16 protein-coding genes are annotated in these 19430 nt (G+C 70.3%); 13 read left to right on the top strand and 3 right to left on the bottom strand.

Features of this window, described 5'->3' with window-relative positions; genetic code table 11:
• Positions 1 to 1127 (top strand): NlpC/P60 family protein (locus EBN03_RS26070; protein ID WP_147471710.1); only part of this gene is annotated, 1127 nt, incomplete at its 5' end.
• A 10-nt stretch (positions 1128 to 1137) separates the two neighbouring features.
• Here the strand turns inward: EBN03_RS26070 and EBN03_RS26065 are convergent.
• The 3 genes from EBN03_RS26065 to EBN03_RS26055 all read right to left on the bottom strand — a co-directional run bounded on the left by EBN03_RS26065 (position 1138) and on the right by EBN03_RS26055 (position 6126).
• Entirely contained in the window at positions 1138 to 3456 is a 2319-nt protein-coding gene (locus EBN03_RS26065) for a hypothetical protein (RefSeq protein ID WP_122190774.1), read from the bottom strand.
• Between the two features lie 402 nt (positions 3457 to 3858).
• Positions 3859 to 4863 carry a transglycosylase SLT domain-containing protein gene (locus EBN03_RS26060; protein ID WP_122190773.1) on the bottom strand — a complete coding sequence of 335 codons (1005 nt, stop codon included), beginning with the start codon at positions 4861 to 4863 and terminating at the stop codon, positions 3859 to 3861.
• Positions 4864 to 4962: 99 nt separating this feature from the next.
• On the bottom strand, positions 4963 to 6126 hold the full coding sequence (locus EBN03_RS26055; protein WP_122190772.1) for a transglycosylase SLT domain-containing protein: 1164 nt from the start codon (positions 6124 to 6126) through the stop codon (positions 4963 to 4965).
• Positions 6127 to 6302: 176 nt separating this feature from the next.
• Between EBN03_RS26055 and EBN03_RS26050 the strand changes: the two genes are divergently transcribed.
• The 12 genes from EBN03_RS26050 (at position 6303) to EBN03_RS25995 (ending at position 19425) form a co-directional block, all read left to right on the top strand.
• Positions 6303 to 7031 (top strand): hypothetical protein, encoded by a 729-nt coding sequence (locus tag EBN03_RS26050; RefSeq protein ID WP_122190771.1) that lies wholly within the window; start codon positions 6303 to 6305, stop codon positions 7029 to 7031.
• The gene (locus tag EBN03_RS26045) at positions 7028 to 8809 is read left to right on the top strand and encodes a hypothetical protein (protein WP_122190770.1); all 1782 of its coding nucleotides are present in this window, start codon (positions 7028 to 7030) and stop codon (positions 8807 to 8809) included. Before EBN03_RS26050 ends, EBN03_RS26045 begins: the two co-directional genes overlap by 4 nt.
• Before the next feature lie 22 nt (positions 8810 to 8831).
• Entirely contained in the window at positions 8832 to 9191 is a 360-nt protein-coding gene (locus tag EBN03_RS26040; protein ID WP_122190769.1) for a YbaB/EbfC family nucleoid-associated protein, read from the top strand.
• Positions 9192 to 9216: 25 nt separating this feature from the next.
• Complete coding sequence (locus EBN03_RS26035) at positions 9217 to 11148, top strand: type VII secretion target (RefSeq protein WP_122190768.1); 1932 nt, start codon at positions 9217 to 9219, stop codon at positions 11146 to 11148.
• Positions 11149 to 11333: 185 nt separating this feature from the next.
• On the top strand, positions 11334 to 12806 hold the full coding sequence (locus EBN03_RS26030) for a PPE domain-containing protein (protein ID WP_158675744.1): 1473 nt from the start codon (positions 11334 to 11336) through the stop codon (positions 12804 to 12806).
• A gap of 13 nt (positions 12807 to 12819) precedes the next feature.
• Positions 12820 to 13167 (top strand): YbaB/EbfC family nucleoid-associated protein, encoded by a 348-nt coding sequence (locus EBN03_RS26025; RefSeq protein WP_233608645.1) that lies wholly within the window; start codon positions 12820 to 12822, stop codon positions 13165 to 13167.
• A complete protein-coding gene (locus EBN03_RS26020; protein WP_122190766.1) occupies positions 13164 to 13856 on the top strand; it encodes a hypothetical protein in 693 nt (230 codons plus the stop codon). The genes EBN03_RS26025 and EBN03_RS26020 overlap by 4 nt, the downstream gene beginning before the upstream one ends.
• 7 nt (positions 13857 to 13863) lie before the next feature.
• Positions 13864 to 14217, top strand: a complete 354-nt coding sequence (locus EBN03_RS26015; RefSeq protein ID WP_122190765.1) for a hypothetical protein — start codon at positions 13864 to 13866, stop codon at positions 14215 to 14217.
• Positions 14218 to 14235: 18 nt separating this feature from the next.
• Complete coding sequence (locus EBN03_RS26010) at positions 14236 to 14544, top strand: hypothetical protein (protein WP_122190764.1); 309 nt, start codon at positions 14236 to 14238, stop codon at positions 14542 to 14544.
• Positions 14545 to 14548: 4 nt separating this feature from the next.
• Positions 14549 to 17074 (top strand): hypothetical protein, encoded by a 2526-nt coding sequence (locus EBN03_RS26005; protein WP_122190763.1) that lies wholly within the window; start codon positions 14549 to 14551, stop codon positions 17072 to 17074.
• Between the two features lie 120 nt (positions 17075 to 17194).
• Complete coding sequence (locus tag EBN03_RS26000) at positions 17195 to 17524, top strand: hypothetical protein (RefSeq protein WP_122190762.1); 330 nt, start codon at positions 17195 to 17197, stop codon at positions 17522 to 17524.
• A 113-nt stretch (positions 17525 to 17637) separates the two neighbouring features.
• Entirely contained in the window at positions 17638 to 19425 is a 1788-nt protein-coding gene (locus tag EBN03_RS25995; RefSeq protein ID WP_122190761.1) for a type VII secretion target, read from the top strand.
• Positions 19426 to 19430: the final 5 nt, after the last annotated feature.

The raw sequence follows: 19430 nt of genomic DNA, 5'->3' as shown, positions 1-19430 counted from the left end.
CGGCGCCCGCCGCCCCCGCCCCGGCGCCCGCCGCCCCCGCCCAGGCCCCGCCGAGCGCTCCGGCCGCCGTGGCTCGCGACCGCGCACCCGGAACCCACGATGCGGCACAACAACCGGACCAGCTGATCGCGCAGATGCTGCCGCAGCTGCTCCAATCCGGGCTGCTGATGCTGGCCATGCTGCCGCAACTGACCGGTTCACAGAACGGCGCCGACGGATCCGGCGGGACCGGCGGCCTGTCACCGCAGGCTCAGCGCACTCTGCAGGTCCTCGAACAGCTGAAGCAGGCGTACGGCAACGGGACCCTCGGCGGCCCCGACACCGGCGGCCTGGGCACCGGACAGGATTCCGGTGCGGACGGGGGTTCGGCTACGGCACAGGGGCTTTCGAACGCGCAGCTGTACCAGAAGATGAAGGCCCAGGCCTACGACAACCTGGACAACCAGCTCGCCCACTACCTCACCGGCATCGCCGGCTCGCAGGGCATCGATCAGAAGGCCATGAACCAGGTGATCCAGCAGGTCGATGTCGATCTGGCGCACCTGGGCACCAGCGTCTACACCAAACAGGGCGAGCAGCAGGTGCACGACATCCTCGCGGCCGCCCTGCAGAAGGCGCAGGGACTGATCTCCGGGTCCGCGGTGACCGCCGACGAGACCGCCGCCGCGATCGACGCGCTGACCGGGCAGTACCTGTACAACATTCACGGTCTGAGCTATCCGGGACCCTCGGACACCGGTTCGGCCGGTTCGACGGCGGGCAGCTCGGCGGCCGTGCAGCAGGCCGTCAACGTGGCGCTGTCCGAGATCGGCAAGCCGTACGTCCACGGCGGCAACGGTCCCGACGTCTTCGACTGCTCGGGCCTGACCTCCTTCGCCGCGCGCGCGGCCGGGGTGGAGATCCCGCGCACCGCGGCCGAGCAGTACCAGCAGCTGCCGCACGTGAACCCCGCCGACATCCAGCCGGGTGACCTGATCTTCCCGGGCGCCGAATTCAACGGCGGCGCACCGGGGCACGTCATGATGTACCTCGGCAACGGGCAGTGCGTGGCAGCCCCGTACCCCGGCCAGTACGTCCGGGTGGAGCCGCTGCCCTCCAGCTACGCGGCCAGCCGCTGGGCGGTCTGAGGACGACGGTTCAGCGCCGCCACGGCGGGGAGCCCGCGGTGGTGAGCGGGGCGTCCAGGTGGTCCAGCTTGGTGGCCGACAGGATCAGCTTGTGCCGGGTTTCCTCGATCAGGTGGGCCTTGGCCGGGTCCTCGACCGCCTCGGCGTACTCCTTGGCGAACGCTTGGTGCTGGACGGCGAGTGTGTTGCGAATGTGCAGGCGGGTGTCGCGGCCTGCTGCACGCCACTCGCTCGGTTTGATCGCCGCAACCGCGGAGTCGCTGTGTGCGGCCGCCATGACGCGCTCGACGAAGCGGTGGTTGATCTTGTTCGGGTTGGTCGGCAATGCCGAGTGCCGCCGGAAGTTGTCGGCTGCCACCGACGCCTGGGCCGCGAACGCGCCGAGCGGGTCGCCATCACGCAGGTGGTTCTGCACGGCGAACGCGGAGGCGATGGCCTTCTGTTGCGGCAGAAAGCCGTCCAGCGACTTCGACACACTGGCGTTCTGTACCGCCAGCGCGCGCTGCGCGTCGATGACCGACTGATGCTTGGCCTTCCCCGCTCGCAGCACACCCGCGACGTACGCGTCGGGAACCTTGCTGTCGCCGAGTCCGTCGAGCGCGTTCGCGACACCGAGCGCGGTGCCCATACCGCCCTTCCCGTCGGCGCGGGCGAGCGCCTTGAGCAGCCAGTTCGCCCGGCCCTCCTGATTCCACATGTGCGTTTCGTGGTTCATCGGCGCGATGCCGATGTTGTGCCGGTCCATCCGGGTGCGGCCGCGGGCCAGCGGATTGAGCGGGTTGATCACGCCGCCGGCGAGCCAGGCGGTCACCGGGTTGGCGTTGAACGTGTTCAGCAACGCCATCCGCGCGATCATGCCCTTGCTCGACATCGAGCCCGAGGCGCCCATGGTGCCCATGCCGATCGCGGTGCCGCCGCCACCGCCGCCGCCGGTACCCGACTTCGCCATCCCGTTCTGCACGGCCAGCGCGATGCGGTTGGCGACCCAGTCGTTGCCGCGAGTCAGGCTGGCGCTCAGGTGTTTCAGCTGCGAGATCGCGATCACCTCGACGGTGCCGGAGATGACGATCACCGGCATGACGTGGCCCTGCGCCTGTTTGAACAGGTTGCCGATGAACAGCATGTAGACCCCGAGGAACACGGTGAACAAGACCATTCGGCCGGCGGAGATCACGGTGTGCACCAGGTTTCGGATCAGGCCCGTCTGCGGAGCGCCGTAGATGAAACCGCCGGCGGCGAAACCGATGATGGTGCCGAAGGCGTGATAGATCGCGTCGAGCGCGCACTTGATGATCTTCACGGCCAGGTAGGCGGCGAAGACCAGTAGCACGGTGCTGCAGATGAGCAGGATCAGCCCGGTGGCGACCTGCCCCATGCTCGGATTGTCCACATGCGCTTTGGCCGCGGCGTCCCCGCAGCTGCGCAGCCCGTTCTTCACCTGGCCGTCGTCGTCGGCCATGATGCCGGCCGACCAGGCCGCGCGACAGGCCGGTGCGGTATCGACGACATGACCGAAGTTCCAGACCTGCAACGGAGTTCGGGCGAAGTTGTCGGCCAGACTGCCCTGCATGGTGGCGACCAGCTGGTTGGGGTTCGGGCTGGAGTCGCCGTTGAGACCGGCGGCGACCGCGATCCCCACATTGCGGCCCTGGGCGAGCAGGCCGTCGGCGGACAGCACGTCCGCCAGCGGCTCGGCCAGGAACAGCGGGCCGAGGATCGCGACCATGAGCATGGTGGCGACCTGGGTGGTGGCCTTGGCGTGGTAGCCGCGCAACCAGAACCAGGCCACGAAGAACGCCCCGATCGTGGCCGCGGTGAGCAGCATGATCGGCGTGGCGATCTGGCCGGTGAACGCCTTGGCGACCCCGTTGAGCGCGGTGCCGAAATAGCCCAGCCACTGGAAACTCAGGGCGTAGCCGATGAGCCAGATCGCGCTGATCACGATGACGATGTAGCCGACGAACTCCAGGCTCAGCAGCGTCCACAGCACCGTGGTCCACGGGCTGAAGATCCCGCCGTGGCTGGCCACGAACTGGTAGTTGGCCAGCGGCACGCCGGACGAGTCGCGCACGTTCATCCAGCTCAGGCCGTCGATCTCGGAGCTGCCGGTACCGGTGGTCGAGCCGTCGACCAGCGTGCTGCCGTTCTGCGCGGTCGCGACCACCCCGATGATGCCGGGAAAGACGAAGAGCGCGAACAGGATCAGCGCGGTCCAGCGCACCCGGCGGCGCAGCTTCGCGTCACCGGCACGGTCGGCGAGCCGGCGCAGCACCGGCGGCACGGACGGCAGCGCCGGACGCTTCTCGGCCGTCGACTCGACTGTGCCCATTGTTCGCTCCCTGCCCAGGCTCCCGGGTGGACCCGGCCACGGCCGGTCACCGGTCCAATACGTCCTCGTCGCTGTGAGTTTCGAATTCGGTAACCTGACGATAAGCGGGGGTTCCGGGGGCGCCCCTCTCATCGGTGGGAAGCCGGTCAGGGGCTCGCGCGCTACCGTTGGGGGGAGCGCATATTCGGCCGCTCGGAGCTCGTAGCGTCCGCCGGTCCGGTATCGATCGCGCCCGCCGATCGCCGCCCTGGCATAGCTCAGGGTTTGCGGGAGGGGAGCGGACGCGGCCCGAGCCGGCCGCTCGGGCGACGGCGATTATGCTGCCGCACTGCCTGTTGCGGTATGAGACCCGCTGCGTCGGCGGCGATCGGAATCGGCTCGCCCGTCGACGTGCCGCACAGGTCAGTAGCCGCGCGGGGACCGGCTGGGGTCCGCCTGCTGGACGTTCGAGGCGAGGTTCGCCCCGTCGCGGGAGACATGATAGGTGTGCATCACGTAATTCATGCTGGCCGCGATATTCGCCGTCGGATCGGTGATCACGTTCGACGTTCCGGCGACATGGTATTCGTTGAACGTGCTGGGAATGGTTTGGGTGAGACCCTGGGACGGATGCCCGGCGACAGCATTCGAATCGGTCAGGTTGATGGCCCCGACGTTGCCGCCCGACTCCCGCTGGATCAAGGTCAGATATCCGTCGATCCAGCGCTGGCGTGCGACCGGATCATCGATGTGGAGAGCGTCGAGCGCCGCTCGGATATAGCCGACGAGCTGGTAGGTGCTGAGCACCTGACGGGTGGTGCTGCCACTCACGCTCTGCACCTGCTGGGTGTAACTGCTGTCGTAGCCGCCCGAGCTGTCCACCGGAACGAAGCTGCTGGACGGCGCGGCACCCGACGTGACGGTGTCACCGAGGTAAGCCGGCGTGACTGTCGACGCCGCATGTGCGACGAACTGGTCGTGCGCGTCCGTCACTGTCGTGTCCGCCTCACCGATCGCCTTGTCGATGCTGTCGATGACCGCCCACTGCTGTGCCGGCGACGGTTTGTGGGGGGTGGCGTCGAGGATCGTGGTGACCCGATCGACGAGCGCGGTGATGGTCGATTGCGTCGTATTGGCGACATCCGCCGAATTCGTGGCGATCTCCGCGATCTTCTTGTCGAGGCCGTCGAGGTCGCCGTGATACTTCTGCACCACATCGGAGTGTTCGCCATAGCTTTTTGCCAGCGCGCCGTCGGCGGCGGTGATGGCCGAGGGCTGCATCTTGCCCAGGCTGCCGATCGAAACGGTCGAGGCGGTCCCGTCGCCGAGGGTGTCGACGAGCAGTTGCAGCGCGAATTCCACGTGACCGGCATACGCGTCCACGAACGGCGCGTCGGCGGGCCGCGGGAGCTTCACCGGGGTTGCCATGGGCCACCTTTCGAGCGCCGGGCGTGGAAGTTCCACCGGAACACCAGATTATCGGGGGCCTGCTGGGGTTCCCGTCGATGGGAAGCGGCTGGTCGCCGCTCAGTAGCCGACATACCCCTGACCCGAATGCAGGTGTGCGATTCCGGGAACGGCGTCGAGCGAGCCGTAGCGGTGGATCGCGTAGCGCACCCCGGCGATGATGTTGTCGACCGGATCCCAGATGTTCTGGTGGCCGGGCAATGCGTAGGCGTTGAACGTCGAATCGATGGTCTGCATGAGACCTTTCGACGGATGGCCCGCGGCCGCGTTGCTGTCCCAGTTGTTGATGGCGTTGGGATTGCCGGCCGATTCGTGCGCGATGATCGTCGCCACCGCTGCCGGGTCGAGCTGGCGCGGGTCGTATCCGTTGGCGGCCAGGATGTTCAGCGCGCTGCCGATCCACTGGCCGACCTGTCCCGACGGCCGGGTCAGCGGCGGGCCGCCGCTGTGGACGGTGGTCGCGGATTGCGGGTTGACCGCACCGGATTCGCGCTGGAACCGTTCGGCCAGGGCATTGATCTTGGCCGCCGTCAGCGCGGACCCCGCCTGCCCGTGATTCAGCACGGTTCCGGCGCGCTGTAGCGCCTGGTCGAGTGTGTCGATCAGCAGTTGCTTTCCGGCCGGGGTGTTCTGGATGGGTCCCAGCGCGGTGAGCGCGGCATCGACATCGGCGGTGATCGCCGCCAGGGTGGTCCGGCCGCCGACGGTGGCGTCGGCCGCACCGCCGAGCAGTTGCGCCAGTTCCGCATTCAGGTCGGACATGGCCGTGGCCCGCAGCGAGCTGCCACTGGCGGCGGCCGTGTAGCCGGTGCCCAGATGGCCGTCCATCTGCATCGGACCCGTCGGCCGGTCCGATCCGATCCACGGTGCCACGACCGGCTGCCCGGTGTCGGTCGAGGGGGCGTTGGTGCCCAGCTGCGCGGTCAGAGCCGAGAGCGCGGCGACCGCGGACACGGCCAGGCCGGCATCCGCGCCGGCACCGGCTCCCGACGCGGTGATGCGCGAACGATTCGGCGCGGCAGCGGCTTTCGTTCCGGCCTGGGTGTTCGCCGCACCGCTTCCAGCTTCGGCCTCGCCCGCCGCCCGTCGTCCGGTGCGCGGCGGGGTGGGGACCGGCTTCGCCCGCGCGGGAGTGGTGGTGGTCGTACCCGGACGGCTCGAGGTAGCCGCGCCGGCGAGCTGCTGCGGCGGCTGTCGTTTCGCTCGAGCATCCGAGTCGGTCATCAGGACTCCATGGTGCCGGGTAGTGCTCGGCGGCAAGGGAACCCACCTTCCCCACCGGTGGGAACACCAGAGAATTGGGTTGTCGTGGGCTCCAGCGGGATCGGACCAGTGCCGACCACCGCCGGCCCGCCCGGCGCGACGAGAGTTCCGGGCCGCACCGAAGAAGGGTTCTGCTGATGTGGGGTTGGCTCAAGAAGGCCGCGAGTGTCACCGTCAGCTTCGCCCTCCCGGCGGCCACGAGCTTCATCCTCCCGCCGCTCGGGGGCATGGTCGGTGGTGCGCTCGGTACGTACCTGGCCGACGGCATCGAGGGCAAGGGCTGGAACCCCGGGGACAACTGGAAGGACATCGCGCTGGGCGGCGCGATGGGCGGGCTGGGCGGTGGCGGCGCCGCCAAGCTCTTCGGCAAGACCCTCGGTGAGGGCAGTCTATTGTCGAAGTTCGCGCCGAAGGTATTCGGCAAGACGCCCTGGGGGAAGGCAGCCGCGGCGCAGGCGGACAAGGACCTGGCCGCTGCCGCGGCCAAGGTCACCCCCAACCAATTATCGAAAGCCCTTGGCAATCTGACCAAGGACGAGGTGAAGCAGGCGGAAAAGGAAGCGGCCGCCACGGCCGGCAAGTCATCCGGGAAAGCCTACGACAAGGCATTGAAGGACGCGAAAGAAGCTATCGCCAAGCAGAATGCCGCCAAAGCAAGAGTGGCGGCGGCCGCCGCGAAGAATGCGGCAAATGCGAAGCCGTGGTACAAGAACACCTTCGATTGGAGTACCGGCAAGGCACTGGGGGCCGGTGGGCTGACCGCTGCTGCCAATATGGGGCAGCCGGATCTTCCGGTTCCGGTCAGGCTGGTAGCCAGACCGGACAACAAGTACCCCTACAAGCCTGACGAGATCGAGGTCGCATGACCGACGACTCGCCGCTTCGGATGGTCATCCAGGACAACGGCAGTTCGGCCTGGCCGTACTACCTGGACCATCCGGACGATACCTTCCTCACCAATTCGGTCGACGCCACCTGGGCGCCGGACGGATCACCGCTGGGTCTGGCCGCGCTGGTTTACACCGACTGGCACAACCTCGGTAAAGGCGATCCCAAGGCGGTACCGAAGTCGTACACGTTCGAACAGGTCAGCCCCATCTCCGGCTCGGATAATTCGACCACGCTCGCGGAGTACATGCAGAAGGCGACCGCGCTCCGGGACGCTTTCAACGCGTTCCAGGGCAGCTACGCCACGATGGTGCAGACGGTCAGTGACACCGACACCAAACTGCAGCAGGCCAAGACCAATTATCGACTGTTCGTCGAATTCCTCAACGAACGCGCCAAATTCGCGCCGCCGGACGGTGACGAGCAGAGCTACATCACCCACTACGTCGGCGAAGCCATCCAATCCGAGGTCCAGGCAATGGGCACGCTCTCGGGGCAGGTGGACAACGGCAGCGGCGGTGTCGACAAGTCCGCGCAGGCACTCAAGGACGCCCAGGACAAGCTGAACGCGGCGAACGCCACCAATACGGACCTTTCCAATAAGCTTGATGCCGCGAACGCGGCCGCAAAAGCCGCGGCCGACAAGGCGGCCGCGGATCAGGCCGCCATGCAGAAGGAGATCGAGGCGCTGAAGAACGGGACGGGGAATCCCCCGGGTGTCAACCCGTTCACCCCCGGGCAGAACCCGTATCAGCCGAGTACGATCAACACCCCGAACAAGCCGGGTGCGTTCCCCTGGGATACCTCTGCGCAGAACGTGCCCAACACCACGGGCAACGACACCACGGGCAACGACACCACGGGCAAGAACACGATCGGTAACATACCTGGTTCCACCGCCGACGATCCCAACGCCTCACTGATCAAAGCGATCAACGATGCGGCCGGAACCGCGAGCCAGACCCCGAATCCGGCGTCGACCGCGGGCCTCGGGTCGTCGATGGGCGGGATGTCGGACCTGATGAACGGCCCGCTCGGCCAGATGATGATGATGAACTCGCTGGGCCGGCAGAACCAGATGGGCTACCCGAACCAGTACCAGGATCCCACCCGGCCACTGGGCACCCCGCTGACCGCACAACCGGCGGTGGCGACGACCGCCGCTCCGGCGGCCGCGCAGCCCGCGCAACCGGCACCCGCGCAGCCCGCGCAACCGGATTCCGGGCAACCGGCCGGCCCGAACAACCAGGCCACCTCGACGCAGCCCGCTGCGGCCCCCGGCCGGGTCCCCGACGCCGACGGCAGCATCACCTATCCCTTCCCGGACGGCAAGACGCAGAAGGTGTCACCGCTGGTCGCGCAGGCGCTGGATGCGGCATTCGGCGACCACAGCAAGACCGACGCGCAGTCCGCCTACGGCAAGACCACGGCGAAGTGGTCCGATACCAAGCACATCGGACCCAGGGTCGACCCGTCGCAGTTGATGACCGGTGACGTCGCGACCTGGCAGAGCGACGACGGCACCGACCACACGGCGATCCTGCGCGTGATCGGGTCCGGGCCCGATGCCACGCTCGACGTCGTGATCAACGGTGATCTGAAGCCGTTCGACCAGGTCCCGACCGACTTCGGCACGTTCGCCGGCTTCGCGCACCCCAAGGGCATCGAATTGGGTTCGGCGGGAAGCCAATCCGATACCGGGATGGCGTTGGCCGGCGACCCGTCGACCGCGGCGCCGTCGGTGGTGCCGACCTGACCACGGTGGATCGGAGGTTGTGATGGCCCGCGAAATGCATCCCGACGTGCTTCGGGCACGGATGGGTGCTCGGCGACTGCGCGACAAGATGATCGAGGTCCAGGAGCGGCTCGCCGCGATCCGCGCGCGCCGGCCCTCACCGAGCGGGGCGGTGGTCCCGGAGGTCGACGTGAAACGGCGATTGACCGGCCTGTACCTGGCTCCGGGCACGGTCGACCGGTTCGGCAACGCCGAGCTGGCGGCCGAGATCGTGGCGGCGATCCGGGAGAGCGTCGCCGATGCCCAGCGGCAACAGCGGGCGCTGTTCGCCACCGATCTGTGGGCCGCGGACCGGGCAGCCTGGGCCGAACTCGCAGATCGGTCCGAGTCGGAGCCGGAGTGACTGTGCGACAAGGAGTTCGGTGTAGGTGAATCCCACTATCCTCGATCCCGCCCTGCTGCGCCGGCTCGCCGCCGAGCACATCCGGGTGCAGGGTGCGCTCGAACAGTGGTCGCTGGTCCCCAAGGATTGGCTCGACGACTACAAAATCACCCGGGGCAAGATCGCCGACCAGCTCCACGCGTCGCTGGTCGACTATTACAACATTCGGCACGATGCCGGAATGGCGCTCGCGGCACAGCACAAGGAGACCGCTGACGCCCTGAACCAGGCCGCCGACGACATCGAGAAGGCCGATCAGGAGGGTGGCGCGGCGATCCAGAACCTGGGACTCGGCGATCACGGCACCACCCCGCGGCATCCGGCGCCGACCACACCCGGTCACCCGGTTCAGCCGCCCGGCCCGGTGACCACCGGTGGTCCGGAGCATCCGGTGGCCCAACATCATCCGGTCAGCGGTCCCCCGCCGAGTGCGGGTGTGCCGACCGGAGCCCCGCACGAGCCGGGAGCAACACCGGATGCCGGTGGCCCGGCGCAGGCGCGGCCCTCGGCGCCACTCGACGCCGGTCCGGTCGTGCAGCACGAGACACCGGCCCTCGGTCAGGTTCCGCCCGGCGGCGTGGTCGGGCAGCAATCCTGGCCCGGCAGCGTGCCCGGTATCGCGCCGGATATCGCCGGCCCGCCCGGTGGCGGCCCGGTGCCTTCGCTGCCCGGTGGACCGTTGGCAGCCGGTCCGAGCGTCGGCGATGTCCCGGCCATGGTCGATCCGTACGCGAACGCGGTCGCGCCGGGCGCGGCCGACGGTACCGCCACCGCGGACGCGACCGTCGACGCCGACTCGGACCTGGCGCTGGCGAAGGCGCTGCTCGGGGCGGTGCTGGCAGCGGCGGAGTCGCCGGTCGGCCTGGAGTGGGCGGTGTCGGCGATGCGTGGCCCGTTCGGGCTGCGGCTGTTCTTGACCTCGACCGAGGGCCGGGGCTGGCTGCCGGCGGGACTGCATGTGCCCCGGTCGGTGTCGATGCCGTGGCAGTGGGACGAGTTGCTGGGCAGCGGCCGGACGTCGGCATGGGAGGGAATCGCCGATCCCGCAAGGGTTCTCGCGGAGTTCGGGTTGGTGTGGGGGCCGCGGGTGCAGGGGCGGGTCACCGCGGTGGCGTCGTCCGCGCCGATCGACTCCGGCCTGGAACAGGGTCTGGGGGATGCCGCGGTCGCGGGCCTGGTCGGGCCCGCCTACGACCACGATCTGCGGGTCGCGACCGCGGGATCGGTGGACCGCCTCGGCCTGACCGGTACCCCGCAGGCGCTGGACAGTGTTGCCGCCGTGGCGGATTCGATGGTCGCGCCGGTGCTGCAGGCGCTGGCGGCCGATGCCCATGCCGCGGTGGGTGGTGCGGTGTCCACGCCCGCCGAGGCGCGGCCGGCGCGGGTCTTGCGCGAGCAGATCCTGACCACCCTGCAGGCGGGCATGGCGGTGCCGCGCCAGCTCTGGGACGACCTGCGGTCCTTGGACGAGTTGCTGGCCGCGGCCATGCTCTCGCGCCGGGTCGACGCCGGCCGGGTGGATCTGGGTGCGCTCACTGCCGACGAGGGCTCGGAGGTGTTGCGGGCCATGGTCTTCGAGCGTCGCTGTACCGAACTGGCCCTGCTGCTGGCCGGGGAGCCGGATCAGCAGAGCCTGCGCGACGCCATGTACGCCCACCAGCAGATCGCGGCGCATCCGCAGTTCGCCCCCGCCGAGGCCGGGGCGACCACCGAGATCGCCGCTCCCGGTGGAACTTCCGTGGCTCCCGCGACCGCCGGCGGTCCGCCCGGTGGCGTATCGGTCGCGCCCGCGGCTGACCGTGCACCGCGCCCGGCGCCGACCGGTGCCGTGGTACCGCCCACGATTTCGGTTGCACCGGCCGGAGTTTCGGCCCCCGCGACCGACCTGCCCCCGGCGGTGGTGCCGAGGCAGCACTGAAACGTGCCGGACCGGTGCCGCGTGCCGGTCCGGCACTCCGGCGGTCCCGGACATCGAATTCCCAGTCCTGGGAAGCTCGGACAATGATGGGGTCGACTGGTGCTCCGACCCGGGTGACAGATCGGGGTGATATCCGGACGCGGCCCGGAGCGTGCCGACAGGGAGAGGAGACCGTGGTGGCGGGGATGAACGTGGACCCGGGGGAGCTGGCAGCGCTGGCGTCGGCCCTGTCGGACCTCGTCCATGCCACGCACGGCGGACTTCCCGGCGGCTGGGTGCATCCCGCAGGCGCCGAACCACATTCGGCGTTCGCCGCGACCGCGCACAACGCCCGCGGCGCCGAACTGCTCAACCAGATGATCGACGCCTTCAACGGCCTGCACCCCAACGCCTACGACATCGGCGCCTCGGCATCCGATTACAGCGCCGCCGACGACGAGGGCGGCCGGACGATCGCCGGTGGCGGGGGCCCGATCCTGGTGAATCCGGTGTCGATGGTGCCGCAGTTCCCGGCCCGGCAGGCGCCGGCCCATCCGGTGGCCGAGATCTCGCCCGATCCACTGGTATTCGCCGAGCAGCTGCACTCCGGGCCGGGCACCGGACCCGCTCGGGCCTACGCCCAATCGCTGCGCCAGTTCCTCGCCGGACCGCACGCCGACGCTCTCGACGGCCTCGACTCGACCATCCAGGGACTACAGAGCTGGACCCCGGTCGGTGATCTGGCGGCCGCCAATATCGTCCAGCACCGCAACCGGCTCGCGGCCGCCGGTCAGGATCTCGGGGATCTGGCGACCTCGGTGGACGGCTACGCCGACGCCTACAACCAAGCGCGGGCGAAACATCCTACGCCGCAAGAGATCCAGGCCGCGCGCAAGAAGCTGCTCGCGGCGATGCGCTCGAAGAACCCGGCCGCCATCGCGGCGGCGATGAAGGAGTTCGAGGAGATCAACGCCCGGTCCCTGCAGACCGTCGGCGACTACACCACGACGGTCACCGACAACACCAAGAAGCCGGTGAAGACCGATCCGACCGATCCGACCGATCCGACCACCGGCAAGCCGACGAAGCAGAACGGCAGCACGGGGGACAGCTCGATGGCGCAGATGCTGCCCGCGCTGATGAGCATGATGAACCAGAACAGCCTCGCCGGGCAGAACCAGACCGGCCTGCAGGATCCGAACTTCACCGACGGCCAGTACCCGGACTACGGTCTGCCGTCCATTCCGTCGGTGGTGGGCGGCGGCGACCCGACCGGCGGGCTGCCCGAGATGCCCAGCGTCGAGACGCCCACCGTCACGGTCGGGGCGCTGCCGGCCGACGGTTCCATCGCGGCGGCCACCGCGGCCTCGCAGCTGCCGCGCACCCCGGTCATCGAGCCGTTGTCCTCGCCCTCGCTCGCCGCGGCGGCGGGCCGGGCCGGCGCTCCCGGTGGCGGCATGCCCTACATGCCGATGATGCCGGGCGCGCACGGCGCCGGCGCGGGCGGCGGCGGCGAACGCAACCGGGTCGTCGCCTGGCATCCCGACCGGTTGATGTATGTCGACGACACCCCGTATACCGAGGCGGTGATCGGCGAGAAGCCGACGATCGCGCCGACCGTCACCCCGCCGACGCCGGCCCCGCCCCAGCCCCCGAGCAACACCGGAGGAGCGGTATGAGAGAGCGTGCGCTGTGAGCTATGACATGCATCCCGATGTGAAGGCCGCGCTCGACGCGGCCCGCGATCTGCGGCACAAGATCGCCGATCTGCGCGAGCAGATCGACTCGATCCGGGCGCGGCGGCCGTCCCCGAGCGGCGCGGTCGTTCCCGAGGTCGACGCGATGGGCCGGCTGACCGCGCTGTATCTGGCGCCGGGTACCGCCGCGCAGTACGACAATCAGGAACTCGCCGCCGAGATCATGGCCGCGATCCGGGAGAGTGCCGCCGATGCGGGCCGCCAGTACCGCCATCTGATGGATGTGGACCCGTGGGCGGAGATGAAGGCCGAGGCGGAAGCCCGAGCGCAGGTGGAGCAATGACCGAACCCGGGGAGGTGACCTTCGCCGACACGGTGCGCTGGCTGCACGACGAGGGCCTGGTGCGCCTGGCGGCGGTGGGGGTCGGGGCGCCGAGCCCGATCGCGGCCTTCACCATCGAGATCGCCACCGGTACCGTCACCGCGTTCCCGGCGGCCACGGTGGGGGTCGGCTCGGACGTGCTGGAACTGGCCGCCGACGACCTGCCCGAACCGTCGGGCACGGCCGGCCGGCTGGTGATCGTCGGTGTCACGATGACCGATTCGGTGCTGGTCGTGAATCTCGCCGCGTGCCCGGCGATGTCGATCACGGCCGACCATCCGGAGCGGACCGCGCGCGCCTGGGTGCTGCAGTTGTTGCTCAACTCCGAGGTGTCGATTACCACCAACAGCGCGGCGTTGGCGATCGAGGCGGGGGATCGGTTGCGGCAGGCCTTCATTCCCGGTGGGACGAAACTGTTCTCGGTGGACGACCGGCATCCGCCGGTGGCGACGGTGAGCATGAATCCGGCCGTGGCCGGCGAGGATCGCCTCGACGTGATCGGTGACGGCACCGCCGACATGTATCTCGGCACCCGGTTCTGGCAGCTCGGGCACGCGCTCGACGTCGCCGACGCACGCTGGGAGGCGCTGACTGAGCAGCTGGAATCGGCTGTCGCCGAAGATGATCCGTACTCCACACCCCGAATCTAGGACTGTGATGAGTGATTACGACGAGCCCGACCTCGAAGACGCTGCGGTGCAGCCGGACTGGGCGACCCGGATCTACGAGGTCTTCAACCCCGACGAGACGGTCGGGGTGGCCTGCGACCGCAGCGGCGAGATCGTCGGGCTGCACCTCACCGACGAGGCGCGCGACAACGGGGACGAATGGCTGGCTGCCGAGATCGTGCGCCTGGGCAAACTGGCGCACCTGAAGTCCCGGGTCGGGTTGCGGGAAGAGATGCTGCACAACGGAACCCGCCCCTACACGGTCGACTCGTTCGGCCTGCCCACCGAGGCGGCCTACCGCGCCCAGGAGGCCGCGGAATTCGGTGGCACCAGCCACTTCTGACCGGATCGGAGTACCGCCATGGCCGACGCTCTCGACATAGACGCACCCGACGAGGTGATCAGCGCCTCGGGCCGGGTGCACGCCGCGGCCGGTGACGCGCGCGACCACGTCCACGGGGCGCTCGCCGCGATGACCGGTGGCGGCGCCGGCGGATCGCTGCTGGACCAGGAACTGGTCGACAAATTGCGTTGGATCACTTCGTCTTTCGGCCGGGCGGTGACCGCACACGCCGAGCGCTCGGAGGCACTGCACGATTACACGACGCAGGCCGCGCAGGATCTGCGTCAGACCGACATCGACGGCGGCGGCCCGACCGAGACCGTGTGACCCGATGCCGCTGGATCCGGAACCCGACGCACCGTACTGGCCCGATATCGTCGGCGACCGGTGGCCCACCCTCGGGCCCGACTACTGGTATCGCCTGGGCCACGCGGCGACCACCGGCGCCGACGCGCTCGACATCGGTTCGGTCGACACCGCGATGGCCGGATTCGATGCCAGCGTCCGGGTCAGCGCGGCGCTGGATCCGGTGAAGGCGGCACTGCTGACCCACCGAAATCGCTTGCAGGACTTCTCGGACGTGCTGCGGATCACCGGGGAGGTCTTCGACCGCTTCGGGTCCCTGGTCCACGATACTCAGAACGATCTGATGGACCTCTACGAGACCACGATCGGTCAGGTGAACGCCGTACCGGTCGCCGATCCCGAGGACGCGGCGGCGCGACAGCAGGCGGCGGACCGGATCCACGGCATCGTCGAGCAGGCGGCACACCGCGCGGACGGCATCCTGACCCGGGCTCGGGCCCGGCTCGGATCGTCGGAGTTCCGTGGGCTGCAGGCGATCGCGGATCTGCTCGGCACCGACGATCCCTTGAACCACCGTGCGAGCGGACCGGGCAACAGCGGCGGGCATCCGGGCCACCCGAGTGGGCGGTGGCCCGGCGGATCACCGCAACTGCCGCCGTATCCGCAGGATCTGGTGCTTCCCTTGATGATCCAGGCCGGATTCCGTGGTCTCGTGACCGACCCGACGGTGCCGATCCCGCTGCCGGGCCTGGCGGCGCTGGCGGACGCGCTGGGGCTCGGTCACCTGCCGGGCCTGCCCACCCTCGACGACCTGCCGGCTGGTCCGGGTGGTCCGGGCGGTGCGGTGCTGCCGCTCGGGCCGCCGTCCCACGCCGCCCCGGCCGGACCGGTCGGCGGATCACCTTCCACCGGTGGGACATTCGACGGTGCCTACCCGGGGGCCTTCGGTGCCGGGCCGCCGCCCGCCGGCAATCCGGGACCGGGCTGGCACGGCAGCGGGCCACCGGCGCACGACGACGGTCCGCCCTCGGATACGGCACCGGACAACGGGTCCCGGCCCGATCTCGGTGGCGACCCGACGGACGGATTCGGCGGCCCGGTCGGTGTCCACCGCAGCGGCGACGACGTGGATCAACCCGCGTCCGGCAGCCCGCTCGGCGGTACATCTGGTGTGCCGCAGTTCGATTCGGACGCCTCCGGGGTCGCGCTGGGCCATGTGGCCGGTGCGATCCCCGGACCGGATCCGGTGGCCGCGGCCGCCGCCGCGCTGGCCGTCCCGATGGTCACCGCCCCGCAAGCCGGTCCGGCACCCGCGATCTCGTCCGAAGGTGTTGCGGCGCAAGCGTCGTCACCGGCCCCCGGTGGTGCGGCCGGGCACGCCGGGTCGCCCGCGCCCGGCCCGTCGACCGCCGTTCCCCGGGTGAGTGTGGGCACGCCCGGGCATCCCGGACCGCCGGTGGCGGGCAAGCCGCCCGCGACTAACACGCAGCCGGAACATCACAGCGAATCCAGCGCGGACCTGGTCCGGGACGCGGTCGGTGCGGCGATGGCGGCCGCCACCCCGGCCTTCGTGCTGGGGGAGCGGGTCGACGGTGATCTGGTGCTGGCCCGAACCCTGTTGCGCAGCATGCTCGCCGTGGTCGACACCTCCCCGGTCGCGCCGGGATGGGCGGTGGCAGCCCTGCGCCATTCCCAGGGGGTGAGTGCCTTCCTCACCTCCACGGAGGGGCGCGGCTGGCTGCCGACGGGGCTGTATCTGCCGCGGGAGGCGTCGATTCCGTGGGTGTGGGAGGTGGCGCTGGAATCCGGGTGGGAGGGAGTGGCCGACCCGGCTCGCATTCTGGTGGAGTTCGGGCTGGCTTGGCGGGCCCAATCCGGGGCCCGGCTGTCGGCCGTGGTGTCGTCCCGGCCGCTGCAGGCGGGGCTGGCGGATCTGCTGCCCGGAGTGGCGCTGGAAGGCGACGTGACCGCCGCACCGGAACTCGACCTGTCCGCGCCCCGGCCGGGCCTGGTCGACCGGCTGGGCGTGGTGGCGGCGCCGCAGCTGCTGGAGCAGGTGGAAGCCTTTCCGGCGGAGCAGATCTCGGCGCGCTGCCTGGAGCTCGCCCTGACAGCGCACGGTTGGCTGAGCGCGTTGCCGGACGCGCTGGGCGTGGTGCCGCTGCGGGCCCGGATCCTCGCCGCCTTGCGGCAGCGCCGGCCGATCCCGGACGGCTGGTGGGCCGAGTTGCGCGACGCCGACGACCTGCTGGCCGCCACCGCGTTCCCGCTGTTGACCGACGCCTCGCGAATTCCGCTGCGGGAGTTGCGTTCCGCGGGCCGGGAGAACGCCGCGCTGCGCACGCTGCTGTTTCAGCGGCGTGGTAACGAACTGGTGCTGCTGCTGGCCGCCGAACCGACGCGCCAGGTGCTTCGGGACGTCACCTACACGCACGCCCATCTCACCTCGCATCCGGCGTTCGAGCGGGCTCCGGTGCCGCCGGAGCGGGGGCGCCCGGGACCCGGGCCGGGCGGGCGGCCGACCATCACGGCCGGACCGGACCGCCGCTGATCCACACTCGCACCATGTGATCCGCCGCACGGCTAGATCGTGCCGCTGAATAACGGTACAATATTTGGTGTCACGTCCGGCGCGTGAGTCCGCCGGATCCCTTGCGATTCAGGAGATGTCATGTTCGGAGAATCCGTCGCCACCCGGACCCGGCGCACACTGTCGGCGGTCTGCGTCGCGGCCGCGCTCGTGGTGCCCGCCGGGCTCGCTGCCACCGCGGCCGCCGACCCGATCGCGCAGGCCGACGACGTCCACGGGGTGTATCCGCGGCCGTGGTGCCCGCCGCAGTTCGGTGGCTGGCAGCCGCCGCCGCGCTTCGGTGGCTGGCAGCCGCCCGTATTCGGTGGCTGGGAGCCCCCGTTCTACGGCGGTGGCTACGACGACTGGTACGACGGTCCGCAGTACCCCGCGCTGCCGCTGATCGTGCTGGGTAGCGCGGCCCTGTCCTAGGCGCCGATCATGGTGTGGCCCCGGTGATCTGCCGTCCCAGGTGTGGGAAGGCTCGACAATGTCCTTGTCGGGGATACCCCCTCGTCGGGGTGCGGAGAGGAGTCGGAGACACCATGGCTGACGGCCTGAACCTGGACCCCGCGGAACTTCGCCGACGGGCCCTGGACCACCAGCGGATGTCCGAGCAGACCCGCGAGTGGTCGAAGCCGCCGTCGGCCTGGCTGGACGCGTTCCAGCACAACTACGGCACCATCGCCGAACCGGTCCGCGCCGCCCTGAACAACTACTACGACGCGCGGGAGCGGGCCGGGAACCATCTCGCCGACCAGCACGCGCAGACCAGTGCCGCACTGCATTCCGCGGCCGACGACCTGGAAGGTGTCGACCTGCAGGGCGGTTCGACGGTCAGCGGCTCCGGCGGTCAGGTGCCCGACGGCCCGACCCATGCCGGACCCGGCGGACCCGGCGACCCGGTCCCGGCCGGTGGGCCGACGACCGGCGATCCGGTCGATGCCGGACACACCGACACGCGGCTGGTCAACGCGACCACCGGCGCCGCACCGACGCTGTCGACGCCCATGCTGCCCGACTTCGGCAGCATGGGCGGTCACGGTGGCGACGGGGGTTCCGGCGGCGCCCTGCCCGGTGGCGACGGATTCACCGCGACCGGCGCCTTGCACGGCACCCCGAACCCCGACGACGCCCTGCTCGGGCTGCCCGGCGCCGGCGGCGACCTCTCATCCGCCGGGCAGCACAACGGCCAGCGCTCCGACGACCAGCCGCCGATGCTGGTGCCGCCGATGCTCAGCCCGTTCGCCAGAGCCGTTGCGGCGGCGAAGGATTCGGCCACCGAGACCGCGGTCGTGAACGGCGGGCCGGACGACGACCTGATCCTGGCCCGCACGCTGCTCGGCGCGGTGCTGGCGGCCGTCGACTCCCCGGCCGTCGGACTCGCCTGGGCGGTATCGGTGATGCGCGGGCCGTCCGGGGTCCGGGTGTTCCTCACCTCCACCGAGGGGCGCGGCTGGCTGCCCGCCGGACTGTTCCTGCCGCAGGAGGTTTCGACCCCGTGGCAGTGGGACGAGTTGCTGGGCGGCGATGCCGGTGCCGCCTGGGAGGGAATCACCGATCCCGCCCGGATTCTCGCCGAATTCGGCGCCGCCTTGGGACCACGGGACGATACCCGCATCACCGCCCTGGTGTCCTCCGCGCCGATCGACGCCGGCCTGAAGGTGAGCCTGCCCGACGCGTCCGTCGAAGGGATGGTCGGCCCCGCCTACGACCTGGACCTGCGGGTCAGCACCCCCGACACCCTGGACCGGCTGGGGCTGACCGGGACCGCGCAAGCCCTGGAAAGTGTCGCCGCCGTACAGGAGCCGGCGATCCGGCTCGGCTGCCTCACCCTGGCCGCCGACGCCCACGCCGCCGTCGGGCGGACGGTGCCCACGCCGGCCGAGGCGCTCTCGGCCCGCAACCTGCGCGAACGCATCCTGACCACACTGCAAGCGGGACAGTCCGTTCCGCGTCAGCTGTGGGACGACCTGCGCGACGCCGACGACCTGCTGTCGGCCGCCATGCTGTCCCGCCGCGTCGACGTCGGCCGGGTCGAGCTGGGTGGCCTGCGGCTCGACGACAACGCAGATGTGTTGCGCGCCATGGTCTTCGAACGCCGCTGCACCGAACTGGTGCTCCTGCTGTCCGGCGAGACCGACCAGCAGACACTGCGCGACGCCGTGTACGCCCACCAGCAGATCGCCGCGCACCCGCAGTTCGTGCCGCCGGTGGCACGCCCGGCGGCGACCGCGCCGGCCGCGGGCCCCGTCGTCACCGCCGGACCCCCGAGCGTGGCCGTGGCGCCGCCGGTGGACGCGCCGCCCGTCGTCGCACCGCTGTCGAACTGAGTGGC

The organism is Nocardia stercoris, assembly GCF_003696265.1.
In the GTDB taxonomy this organism is placed as follows: Bacteria; Actinomycetota; Actinomycetes; order Mycobacteriales; family Mycobacteriaceae; genus Nocardia; species Nocardia stercoris.
The sequence above is the reverse complement of the archived record's forward strand: the minus strand, read 5'-3'. Positions and strand labels throughout refer to the sequence as shown.